We start from the raw sequence: 12,036 nt of genomic DNA, 5'->3' as shown, positions 1-12,036 counted from the left end.
TCGGCGTGACTTGAAGTCACGCCGACAATCACGCCGACAATACGCCACGGAATCCACAAAAAAATCTTTGTCAATTCATATCCAAATTGAGCATCAATGAAAAAGCTTATAGTCCTTTCTTTACTTTTCTGCGTGTTCAGCGCTTCGGCCCAAAAAGCCCGCCGCCTGGAAGTGCTCTTCCTTGGCGACAATGGGCACCACCGCCCGATCGAACGTGTCCCCTGGATCATGTCAGCCTTGGGCGATAAAGGAGTCAATTTCACCTACACCGATAAGTTGGCCGACCTCAATTTGGCCAACCTCAACAAGTACGACGCCTTGATGATCTACGCCAACTGGGACAGTATTCCACCTGCCGCAGAGAAGGATCTACTGGCCTATGTGGCGGCAGGAAAAGGAATTATCCCGATCCACTGCGCCTCCTTTTGTTTTCGCAATTCGAGTGAATACGTCAAGATGGTCGGTGGGCAGTTTTGGCGACATCGGATGGACACCATTCAAACCACAACGGTACAACCCGAACATGTGATCATGCAAGGGTTAAAACCTTTCAAAGCGTTTGATGAAACCTACTTGCACAGCAAGTTGCAGCCAGACAACAACGTTCTGGCCGTACGCGAAATCAAAGCAGACCAATTCAAGGACAAACCCGATACCAAAACCGAGCCTTATACCTGGACCCGCAGCTACGGCAAAGGGCGGGTTTTTTACACCGCTTATGGCCACGACGCCAATGCCTGGCAAAATGAAGGTTTTCATGCTTTGATCCTGCGCGGAATCCTCTGGGCCGTCGACGACGAAGCCAGAAAAGCACACGCGGCTTTGAAGCCCGAAGCTTTTGTGTATCGGGAAGCCAAACTGCCCAACTATGAAAAGCGGCCTGGCATACAGTATCGTCAAGATCCTTTGTCGCCCGAAGAAAGTATGAAACACATTCAAGTGCCCGTTGAGTTCAACCTGGAGCTTTTTGCCGCTGAACCCAACGTGATGCACCCCATCGCCATTTCCTGGGATGAGCGGGGCCGCTTGTATGTGCTGATCACCAAAGATTATCCCAATGAGCGGAAACCCGGTGGTGGCAGCGACTACATCCTCATCTGTGAAGACACCAATAAAGATGGGAAAGCCGATAAATTCACCCGTTTTGCCGAAGGGCTCAGCATTCCCACAGGTATGGTGTTCAGCAATGGTGGCCTGGTCATATCTCAGGCACCCGACATGTTGTTTTTGAAAGATACCGACGGCGACGACAAAGCCGATGTGCGCCAAGTGCTCTTTACAGGATTTGGCACCTTTGATACCCACGCGGGGCCTTCTAACTTGCATTATGGTTTTGACAACTGGCTCTGGGGCAGTGTAGGCTATTCCGGCTTCAAAGGTGTAGTCGGTGGCAGCGACACCATCCGCTTTAGCCAGGGCTTTTTCCGCTTCAAACCTGATGGCAGCAAGTTGGAATACGTGACCAGAACGTCGAACAACACCTGGGGACTTGGTTTTAATGAAACCGGCGACGTGTTTGGTTCTACGGCCAACAACGCCCACGGATGGTACATGGCCATTCCCAACCAATCTTACCCCTCTGCGAACGGGATCGACAACGGCAGTACCAGCATCGATACCCACAAAGACATGAAAACCATCACGCCCAAAGTGCGTCAGGTCGACGTATTTGGGGGATTTACCGCCGCCGCTGGGCACAATGTGTACACCGCAAGGGCTTTTCCAAAAAAATACTGGAACAACATCGCCTTTATTGCGGAACCCACCGGGCACGTTTTGCACCAGAATGTGTTGGCTAAAAGTGGCACCAATTACAGCGATGTGGAAGGATTCAACCTCATGGCCGGGGCGGATGAATGGTTTTCGCCCGTATTTGCCGAAGTTGGTCCTGATGGAGCAGTCTGGGTTGCCGATTGGTACAGCTTCATCATTCAGCACAACCCACGTCCCGAGGGCTTCGTAATGGGGACTGGTAATGCCTATGAAACCGATTTGCGGGATTATACCCACGGGCGCATTTACCGCGTGAGTTACAAAGAAGCGGCTGCTTATCAAGCCCTGGCACTGTCCAAAGACAAGCCCCAGGAACTGCTCGCAGCCTTGAAAAATACCAATATGTTTTGGCGCAGCCATGCCCAACGGATTTTGGTGGAAAGGAATCAAAAAGACGTTGTCCCTGGGCTATTGGCCTTGATCCGCGATAAGTCGGTGGATGAAATCGGCATCAATGCCCCAGCCATTCACGCGCTTTGGACTTTGCATGGCTTAAACGCGCTGGAAGGAGAAGCTTTAAACGTGGTTGTGGAGGCGTTGAAACATCCTTGCCCCGGCGTGCGGAAAACAGCGGTGCAAATTTTGCCACGCAACAAAGCGAGCGTTGACGTAGTGGTGAAAAACAAAACCCTGGAAGACCAGGAACCCCTAGTGGTGCTCCAGGCCCTTTTGGCCATCAGCGAAATGCCCATGAATGAGCAAGTAGAAACGCTGATTTTACAGGCAATGGAAAGCTCAAAGGAGCACCTCAACGACCGCTGGTTGCCCGATGCGTACGCCAGCATCTTGGGCAAAAATCCAGGATTGTTGAAAAAAGTATTCGCCAAACTGCAAGAGAAGGCTGCGGCAAAGGCCAAGACCATGAACGATGCCGCCGGGCATAACGACCATGCCGATATGATGGCTAAAACTGAGACCAAAACTCAGCCCTCTGCCACGCCGACTCAACCCGATTTGATCGTGAGCAATGTCAGCTTTGAAGTAGCCAATCCCATGCCTCGTGAGCGGGTTGCGCTTTCCGTCGAGCTGCGCAATCAAGGTGGGGTAGATATCCCCAAAGGTGTTGCGGTACCGCTGAACATGCGTTTTGTGGGCCAGTGGCAGACGAACGACATTCCTCCTCAGGTTTACAGTGAGGGGATAAAAGCTGGTGAAACGGTCACCATCAACAAACTTACTTTTGGTACCCGTACCGTCCCCTTGGGTGTCACCCCGGATCGGGCTGGAGAGTATACCTTTACGGCTACCGTGGACCGGGCCAATACCATTGTTGAAGGCAATGAGGCGAACAATGTTTTTACCAAAAAAATTACCGTGGCCTTGTCGCAGAGTATGGAGCAATACGTGTTGGCAAAAGCCGTCCGCAGCACTTCCTCTTTGGCTTCCGTTGAAGTGGTGGTGGATTATTTAAAAAATGCACAAAAACTCGACAAAGACGGATTCAATGTGGTATTAAAAAGCATCAGTGAAGGCTGGGATTACCGCAAAAAGGTAACGGTTAACGCAGCGGACAAAAGCTATTTGAACACCGTTTTGGCCGCTAGTACGGGCTTGAACAAAGAGCGCTTGGTGCGCCTGATGCAGTCCTGGGAGGTCGTGGCTGCGCAGGCAGAAAATGATCCTTCTGTACTGACCATAAAACTCAAGGCGATTCGGGAAATGCTGCAATTTGACCAAAAAACCTTCACCGTTAAAGCCGGCAAAACGGTAGAAATTGTTTTTGAAAACCCCGATGCCATGCAGCACAACCTGGTGATTGGTAAGCCCAAATCGCTGGAAAAGATTGGCAAAGCAGCAGATAAAATGATCACCGATCCGGAGGGGGCAACTAAGAATTATGTTCCGGATGTAGCAGATGTGCTGTTTTCGACGGCCTTGGTCAATCCAGATCAAACAGTTCGTTTGCGCTTTACAGCACCTGCAAAAGCTGGGGATTACCCTTACGTTTGTACTTTCCCTGGGCATTGGCGGATCATGAATGGGGTAATGAAGGTGGAGTGAGGAACGATTAGGTTCTCGTTTGAGCATGACCGATAAGCCCCGCCAGGGGCGAAATATGGGTAGAGAATGGTGATTCTCGGGGTTTCCAGAGTCCCTTTAGGGACGCGATGTGGGTATTATACCCTTCCAGATACCCACATCACGTCCCTACGGGACTCTGGAACACATTGGACCGTTGTTTTCTACCCATATCGCGCCCCTAGCGGGGCTCCCGTTGCGCGAAAAATCCAATAGAATGATCGAAGGCGAATATATCCAGGCCGCACTTAATCATTCATTTTTTCCCGCCCCTGACATAGGGTTGTCACTCCCCCCATTTAACTTTGTCCTACACCAACACAACAGCCATGTCCGAAAAGGAAATAGAAACATTTTGCCCGAGCAGTCGCCAAGAATGGCGGCAATGGTTACAGGAAAACCACCAGTCCAAGCAGTCAATCTGGCTGGTGTATTACAAAAAGAAAACAAACATTCCTTCCATCACCTGGAGCGAAGTTGTCGATGAAGCCCTCTGCTTCGGCTGGATCGACAGCACGGCCAAACCCATTGATGAGGAAAAATACATGCAGTTCATCACCCGCAGAAAACCCAAAAGTGTTTGGTCAAAAATCAACAAGGATAAGGTTCAGCGTTTTATTGATGAAGGGCTGATGATGCCCGCAGGCTATGCCAGTATTGAAATTGCCAAACAAAATGGCTCCTGGAACATTTTAGACGAAGTGGATGCCTTGATCATCCCTCCCGATTTAGAAAAGGGATTTGCAGCCCAGCCGGGCTCAAAAGAGGCCTTTTTGAGCTTGAGCAAATCGGCACAAAAAGCCTTGTTGTATGGGTTGGTTTTGGCCAAACAGGCTGCGACGAGAGAGAAGCGGATTGGGGAGATTGTGGCGAAGATCGGGCAAGGAGCTTGAAGCCGAAACAGTTTGGATGAGGAGAACAATAGCGTTGATTATGCGTGAAATTCGCAACTTTTTCCCAGAATTGTGTAACACCTTGCAGCAGTTAAAGGCTGACCTTTGAGCATTAACACGGACGAAGTTAGTGCTTCAATTCGTGGAAATTCATGTCATTCGTGGCAAAAAAATAGTTGTTGCTCATCGTCGAAGGCGAGGTGCTAAATTTTCACAAAAGATGGTAATTGACAAAACAACCCCAATCACCACACTTTTTTTAGATATAGGCGGCGTTTTGCTCTCTAATGGCTGGGGGCATGTGTCGAGGAAATTAGCTGCCCAGGTTTTTAATTTGGACAGCGATGAAATGGAAGAACGACACCTGCTCAATAAAGGGACGCTTGAATCCGGAAAACTCACCCTGAAAGAATACCTCCAGCGGGTTGTTTTTTTTGAAGAGCGGACATTCACCCCCGATCAATTTCAGGCGTTTATGTTCACGCAAACTACCCCACACCTGGAAATGATTGAGTTGATACAACAGTTGAAGAAAAAGTACCAACTCAAAATAGCCGCGGTCAGCAATGAAGGCCGGGAACTGAATGCCTATAGAATTAAGGCGTTTAAGCTGAATCAATTCGTAGATTTTTTCATATCGTCCTGCTATGTCCACCTTAGCAAGCCTGATCTTGATATTTTTCGCTTAGCACTGGATATGGCACAAGTACCCGCCGAGCAGATTGTGTACATCGACGATACACTCCAGTTTGTTGAAATCGCCCGCGATTTAGGGATCTGGGGTATCCGTCATACGAGTCATTTATCGACCTCCGAAGCATTAGCCGTAATGGGGCTTGAGGTAGCTTAAAAGATAAAAACCATGGATACGCATCAGGCTTGTATACTGACCATCATTGGCCAATTTATTAATGACCCATCTGTCCTGGAAAATAAGTGAATCATGTAATACTTATCCGCATTTGTGTAACGCATTCCGAGGCGATCTGCTGCATCTTTAGCATATTAAATATCCACCAATAAAACAACGCTAACTGCTGTCAGCCCTCAGGTCATTAAGCGGTAAAAGACGCAGGTTGGCCATAAAAAGCACGATCATGTTGCACAAAGTAAAAACATTAAAGGAGTACAAATTGAACGGTATCGACGGAGAAATAGGAAAAGTCCATGACCTCTATTTCGATGACCAGTTCTGGACAATTCGCTACCTGGTTGCCAACACAGGAAGCTGGCTTACCGACAACATTGTGTTGATCTCTCCTTATGCGCTGGCTACCGCGATTAAAGCAGAAAAGCACATCGACATCAGTTTGACCAAAAAGCAGATTGAAAACAGTCCACCCCTGGAGAGTGATAAACCCGTCTCCCAACAATTTGAACGGGACTACTACGCATATTATGGTTGGCCCGCATACTATACCGGCTCCTTCATGTGGGGCATCTATCCACAGATTAGGCGAGAAGAGGAAATTACTCAGGAAGCCAACCTATCCGCACCAACATGGGATCCGCATTTGCGCAGTGCCAACGAAGTGAGTGACTACTATGTCCATGCCAACGACGGTGATATCGGCCATGTCGTGGATATTATCATCGACGACGAAACTTGGGCTATCCGTTATCTTATCATCGAAACAAGCAATTGGTGGTCCGGAAAAAAAGTAATGGTTTCCCCACGATGGATCGACCGTGTAATTTGGAGCAAGTCGAAAGTTTACATCAATCTTTCCCAGGAGGCCATCAAGCAGTCGCCGGAATATTCCGAGGAGGCGCTCTTAACCCGGGATTATGAGACCGCACTGCATCGGCATTACAATCGTCAGGGATATTGGCAGGAAGAACTGGTCGCCAAAGAACATTCCCTCTGAGAGCATGTCTAAAATTTTTTGTTTTGCTACAAATGGCCCAATTTAGGGTGAATTTCGTTCCGAAAATGCTCATGTAGCGCTGCTACACTCCACTTTTCGTGCCTCATTCACCCTAAATCGGCCTCATTTTCGCTTAAAACAAAAAATTTTAGACATGCTCTGAAACCAGCAATGGGACCATTAAAACAACTAAAATGTTTGACAAGAAAGCAGAGGAGAACGAAATGGTATCGCTCCAGGAGAGTAAGGTTGCCGAAACTAAGCATATAGCTTCATCAGATAAGCCGTTATCCCAAGATTTGCTTCAACGGATGAACGCGTATTGGCGTGCAGCAAACTACCTGTCGGTCGGCCAGATTTATCTATACGACAACCCCTTATTGAAAGTGCCGCTTCAACAGGCGCACATCAAGCCCACCTTGCTTGGGCATTGGGGCACTACTCCTGGCCAGAACTTCATCTATGTGCATTTGAATCGGGTAATCAAGCTGTACAACCTGGATATGATCTATGTTTCTGGCCCTGGCCATGGTGGCCCGGCACTCGTAGGCAACACTTATCTGGAAGGTACTTACAGTGAAATATACCCCAACATCACCCAGGATGAAGCAGGACTGAAAAAGCTGTTTACGCAGTTTTCTTTTCCTGGCGGGATCCCCAGCCACGTTTCCCCGGAATGTCCAGGATCTATTCACGAAGGGGGCGAACTTGGCTATTCACTCAGCCATGCCTTTGGGGCGGTGTTCGACAATCCGGATCTGGTTGTCGCCTGCATTATCGGCGACGGCGAAGCCGAAACAGGCCCCCTGGCTACTGCCTGGCATTCCAATAAATTTCTCAATCCCGTTACCGATGGCGCCGTGCTGCCTATCCTGCACCTCAACGGCTACAAAATAGCCAACCCCACCATTTTGGCGCGTATTACCCGGCAAGAGCTGGAACAATTGCTCCGCGGCTATGGCTGGACGCCTTATTTTGTGGAAGGGGATGATCCTGAACTGATGCATCAACTCATGGCCGGAACACTGCAAACTGCCATCGAGGGGATTCGGCAAATCCAAACAAATGCGCGCCGTAACCATGATGCCACCCGGCCGCGCTGGCCGATGATCGTACTGAATTCACCCAAGGGTTGGACGGGGCCGAAAGTAGTGGACGGTATACCCAACGAGGGCACTTTCCACGCCCACCAGGTGCCCCTCCAGGTGGATGCCGATCACCCCAGGCATCTCCGGCAGTTGGAAAGCTGGATGAAAAGCTACAAGCCCGAAGAATTGTTCGATGCTGATGGCAGGCTGGTTCCGGAATTGGCCGAGCTGGCGCCCAAAGGCGAGCGGCGCATGGGCGCCAATCCGCACGCGAACGGCGGATTGTTACTCGTCGACCTGAACATGCCCGACTTTCGGAACTTCGCGGTGCAAGTCCCCGCTCCGGGAACTGTGGAGGCAGCCGACACGCATGAGCTTGGCGAGTTCCTGCGCGAGGTGATCAAGCTCAATCAGAAACAGCGCAATTTCCGGATATTCGGTCCCGACGAAACCCTTTCCAACCGCCTGAACGCCGTTTTTGAAGTCACCAACCGGCAATGGGACGTCCGGACGGAAGTGAACGACCAGTTCCTGGCAACCGAGGGGCGCGTCATGGAAATGCTGAGCGAGCACCAGTGCCAAGGTTGGCTCGAAGGGTATCTGCTCACGGGGCGGCACGGGCTGTTCAATAGCTACGAGGCTTTTATCCACATCATCGATTCGATGTTCAACCAGCACGCCAAATGGTTGAAAGTAACCGCGGAATTGCCCTGGCGGCGAAAAATTGCCTCGCTCAATTACCTGCTCGCCTCCCACGTCTGGCAGCAGGCGCACAACGGCTATACCCACCAGGACCCGGGATTCATTGATATTGTCATGAACAAAAAGGCCTCCATCGTGCGCGTCTATCTGCCCCCCGACGCCAATTGCCTGCTGTCGGTTTGGGACCATTGCCTGCGCAGTCGGCATTATGTCAACGTCGTAATAGCAGGCAAATACCAGGCACCGCAATGGTTGAACATGGAGGCAGCGATTGAACATTGCACCAAAGGGATTGGTGTCTGGCAATGGGCCAGCAGCGACCAGGGCGCAGAACCGGACGTTGTACTGGCCTGCTGCGGCGACGTGCCCACGCACGAAACGCTCGCCGCCGTTTCCATTCTTCGCAAACACCTTCCCGAACTGAAAATCCGGGTGGTCAATGTGGTTGACTTGATGAAACTGCAACCGGAAAGCGAACACCCCCATGGGTTGAGTGATCCCGACTTCGATGCCCTCTTCACGAAAGACAAACCCATTGTCTTTGCGTTCCACGGTTATCCTTGGCTGATCCACCGGTTGACCTACCGCCGGACAAATCACGATAACATGCACGTTCGGGGTTACAAGGAAGAAGGCACCATTACCACCTATTTTGACATGACTGTTCTGAACGATCTGGATCGCTTTCACCTGGTTCAGGATGTGATCGATCGGCTGCCACAATTGGGCGCAAAAGGGGCTAAGCTCAAACAGCTGATGCAGGACAAACTCATTGAGCACAAAAAATACATTAACAAACACGGCCTGGATATGCCGGAAATACGCGACTGGAAATGGAATCAGCAAAATACCTAGCGAAAGAAAGAGCCGATCAGGCTGGGAGAAAGCCGCGTACCCAAGCGTTAATCCATACAGCGAAAATGCTGGTCGCCAATGACAAGGGACTGCTGGCCATGGATGAAAGCAATCCAACCTGCAACAAACGGTTTGCCGCGCTGGGGATTCCCCAAACGCTGGAATTCCGGCGTGCCTGGCGGGAGTTGATCGTAACCACACCCGAGCTCGGCGAAAGCATCAGCGGCGCAATTCTTTATGACGAAACGATCCGGCAACACCAGCAAGATGGTACTTCCTTTATTCAAACCATCACCGATGCCGGTATCATTCCAGGTATCAAAGTCGATACCGGCGCTAAGGACATGGCAGGCCATCCCGGAGAGAAGATAACCGAAGGCCTGGATAGATTACGCGAGCGCCTCAATGAATATTTTGAAATGGGCGCCCGTTTTGCCAAGTGGCGTGCCGTGATTGCAATTGGCCCGGGTATTCCCAGCCACGCATGCATCGAGGCAAATGCACAGGCCTTGGCACGTTATGCTGCCTTGTGCCAGGGGGCCGGGCTGGTACCCGTAGTCGAGCCGGAAGTACTCATGGAAGGTGACCATACCCTGGAGCGATGCTCCGCAGTAACCGAAGAGGTGCTGCACACGGTTTTTAATCATTTGTACACCCAGAGGGTGCTCCTGGAAGGCATGATCCTGAAGCCCAATATGGTGCTCCCGGGGCTGAGCTGCCCGGTGCAAGCATCGGCGGCGGAAGTGGCCGATGCCACAGTACACAGTCTGCTGAAGACTGTCCCGGCTGCCGTTCCAGGCATCGCGTTCTTGTCTGGCGGCCAATCCGCAGAACTGGCTTCGGAACGTTTGAATGCCATGAATCTCAGGTTTAAATCTAGACAGCCCTGGGCCCTGGCGTTTTCGTTTGCCCGCGCCATCCAGCAACCGGCTATGGAGATTTGGCAAGGAAAGGAGGCCAACGTATTGGCCGCACAGCATGCGCTGATCCATCGTGCCAGGTGCAACCGGGCTGCGCGGCGGGGCGATTACCATGCTGCGATGGAAGGGTATTAGATGTATGCCTGAAACAAAAAAAATTAGACCTGCACGTAGTCCGCCACAAAAGGCAATGTACATCAGTGAAGCTTACCCCAGCTGAAGAAACGATCATGAAAAAACTCATTGTTTTTGATTTGGACGGCACCATTGCCAAAAGCAAATCGGCCGTGGATGCCGAAATGTCGGCGCTTTTGCATGACCTGCTTGGTATCGACAAAGCCTATGGAATTCGGAAACTCCGGGATCGGCTTGGCATTGCCATTCCAGAGATGATTTTTATCGGAGATGCATTGTTTCCAGGAGGTAACGATTATCCGGCCAAAGAAGCAGGTGTGGTGACGATCCAGGTGAATGGCCCCGAAGAATCGAAACGCGTGATTGAAGCAATCATCGCTTGTTCGGATGGTGTTCAGCATACAAAAATTGTGGAGGAACAAGTATGAGTAGTTTTCAACTGAAACGTCTGGGGCAGATCATGGAGCCCGAACCCGGCAATCCGCTGGAGGTCGAAGGTGTTCTGAATCCAGCTGCTGTACGCGGGCCGGATGGTGAACTGTACTTGTTTCCCAGGCTCGTTGCAAAGGGCAATTATTCGCGGATTGGCATTGCCCGGGTGCTGTTTAACGAAGCTGGCGACCCGACTGGTGTCGAACGGCTCGGCATTGCGCTGGAGCCAGAAGCGGCCTACGAGTTGCGACCAGATGAGAGCGGTGGATGCGAAGACCCCCGGATTACCTTTTTGGAGCCAATGCAGCGTTACATCATGACCTACACAGCCTTTTCTCCAATGGGTCCGCGTATCGCACTGGCTGAATCGGTGGATTTATTTCACTGGAAACGGCTGGGGCTCGCAACTTTTGAGGCGTATCGCGACATAGATTTCGTTCATGTAGCCAACAAGGATGCCAGCCTTTTCCCTGTCGCCATTCCCAATCATGCTGGGAAAATGCAAGTGGCTATCCTGCACCGGCCGCTTTTTCCTGGCACACTGCCAGAAGAAACAGCCTGCGGAACCGAACCCCGCCTGTTGGATATGGATCATGAAAGTATCTGGATTTCTTATTGCCCCATGCCTCCGGCAGGGCACGATGCGGACCACCTTGGCCTGTTCAACTCCCATCATCGCCTCGCTACGCCTGTTGCGCCCTGGGAACGGCTCAAAATCGGCGGCGGCACGCCCCCAATTTTGACCCGGCATGGTTGGTTGATTGTTTACCACGGCGTTTGTGAAATAGCTGCTTCCGAACAGGAAATGCGCCATTTATCTTACTCGGCAGGGATAATGGTACTCTCTACAAAGCAGCCGCACCTGATCCATTATCGTTCGGCCGAACCTGTACTGACGCCGGAATTGCCACAAGAACGCCGAGGAGCCGTCGACAACGTCGTATTCCCCACCGGCATCGATCGACGCGATGATCTTGGCCTGCCCGACCGTTTCGATGTGTATTATGGCATGGCCGACAACCGGATTGGCGTGGCGAGACTGGATTTGCCGGAGGTCTTGCCACAAGGAGAACCCGCCGACCCACCGGAAGCAATGCAGGGAAGTGTGTAACTTAAAATTTTTCAATCCATAAAAACAACATCATGAACAAGATAAAAATCATTAATGCCTTTGTTGTGGCTGTACTTTCGGTTGGTATTGCAGCCTGTACCAATCATCAGGGAATGATGCATGGAAACGGCACCATGTACATGACGAACTGGAATTGGGTTCTGGTTGTGATTGGTTTAGGGATCGTGTTCCTACTTGGGTTTTCAATTGCCAGAAGAAAACGGTAGTTGCTCTGAGAGG

Annotated in this window: 8 protein-coding genes and 1 pseudogene; all 9 read left to right on the top strand. The window is 50.9% G+C overall.

Annotation, left to right across the window (positions count from 1 at the left end):
• Nucleotides 1-96 precede the first annotated feature (96 nt).
• The 9 genes and pseudogenes from ACEW9O_RS19890 (at nucleotide 97) to ACEW9O_RS19850 (ending at nucleotide 12,023) form a co-directional block, all read left to right on the top strand.
• Nucleotides 97-3,774, top strand: coding sequence for a PVC-type heme-binding CxxCH protein (locus tag ACEW9O_RS19890; RefSeq protein WP_373551946.1), 3,678 nt, complete (start codon nucleotides 97-99; stop codon nucleotides 3,772-3,774).
• Nucleotides 3,775-4,121: 347 nt separating this feature from the next.
• The gene (locus tag ACEW9O_RS19885) at nucleotides 4,122-4,685 is read left to right on the top strand and encodes a YdeI family protein (protein ID WP_373551945.1); all 564 of its coding nucleotides are present in this window, start codon (nucleotides 4,122-4,124) and stop codon (nucleotides 4,683-4,685) included.
• A gap of 142 nt (nucleotides 4,686-4,827) precedes the next feature.
• Entirely contained in the window at nucleotides 4,828-5,535 is a 708-nt protein-coding gene (locus ACEW9O_RS19880) for an HAD-IA family hydrolase (protein WP_373551944.1), read from the top strand.
• 247 nt (nucleotides 5,536-5,782) lie between these two features.
• On the top strand, nucleotides 5,783-6,553 hold the full coding sequence (locus ACEW9O_RS19875) for a PRC-barrel domain-containing protein (protein WP_373551943.1): 771 nt from the start codon (nucleotides 5,783-5,785) through the stop codon (nucleotides 6,551-6,553).
• A gap of 194 nt (nucleotides 6,554-6,747) precedes the next feature.
• A complete protein-coding gene (locus tag ACEW9O_RS19870; protein WP_373551942.1) occupies nucleotides 6,748-9,198 on the top strand; it encodes a phosphoketolase in 2,451 nt (816 codons plus the stop codon).
• 65 nt (nucleotides 9,199-9,263) lie between these two features.
• Nucleotides 9,264-10,253, top strand: a complete 990-nt coding sequence (locus ACEW9O_RS19865; RefSeq protein WP_373551947.1) for a class I fructose-bisphosphate aldolase — start codon at nucleotides 9,264-9,266, stop codon at nucleotides 10,251-10,253.
• A gap of 191 nt (nucleotides 10,254-10,444) precedes the next feature.
• A pseudogene (locus ACEW9O_RS19860) lies at nucleotides 10,445-10,681 on the top strand (hypothetical protein); the annotation flags it as partial.
• Nucleotides 10,678-11,796, top strand: a complete 1,119-nt coding sequence (locus tag ACEW9O_RS19855; protein ID WP_373551941.1) for a glycosidase — start codon at nucleotides 10,678-10,680, stop codon at nucleotides 11,794-11,796. The pseudogene ACEW9O_RS19860 and the gene ACEW9O_RS19855, both read left to right, overlap by 4 nt.
• Before the next feature lie 32 nt (nucleotides 11,797-11,828).
• Nucleotides 11,829-12,023: a hypothetical protein gene (locus tag ACEW9O_RS19850; RefSeq protein ID WP_373551940.1), complete on the top strand. Its 195-nt coding sequence runs from the start codon at nucleotides 11,829-11,831 to the stop codon at nucleotides 12,021-12,023.
• Nucleotides 12,024-12,036 lie beyond the last annotated feature (13 nt).

Source organism: Haliscomenobacter sp., assembly GCF_041740695.1.
Taxonomy (GTDB): Bacteria; Bacteroidota; Bacteroidia; order Chitinophagales; family Saprospiraceae; genus Haliscomenobacter.
The sequence above is the reverse complement of the archived record's forward strand: the minus strand, read 5'-3'. Positions and strand labels throughout refer to the sequence as shown.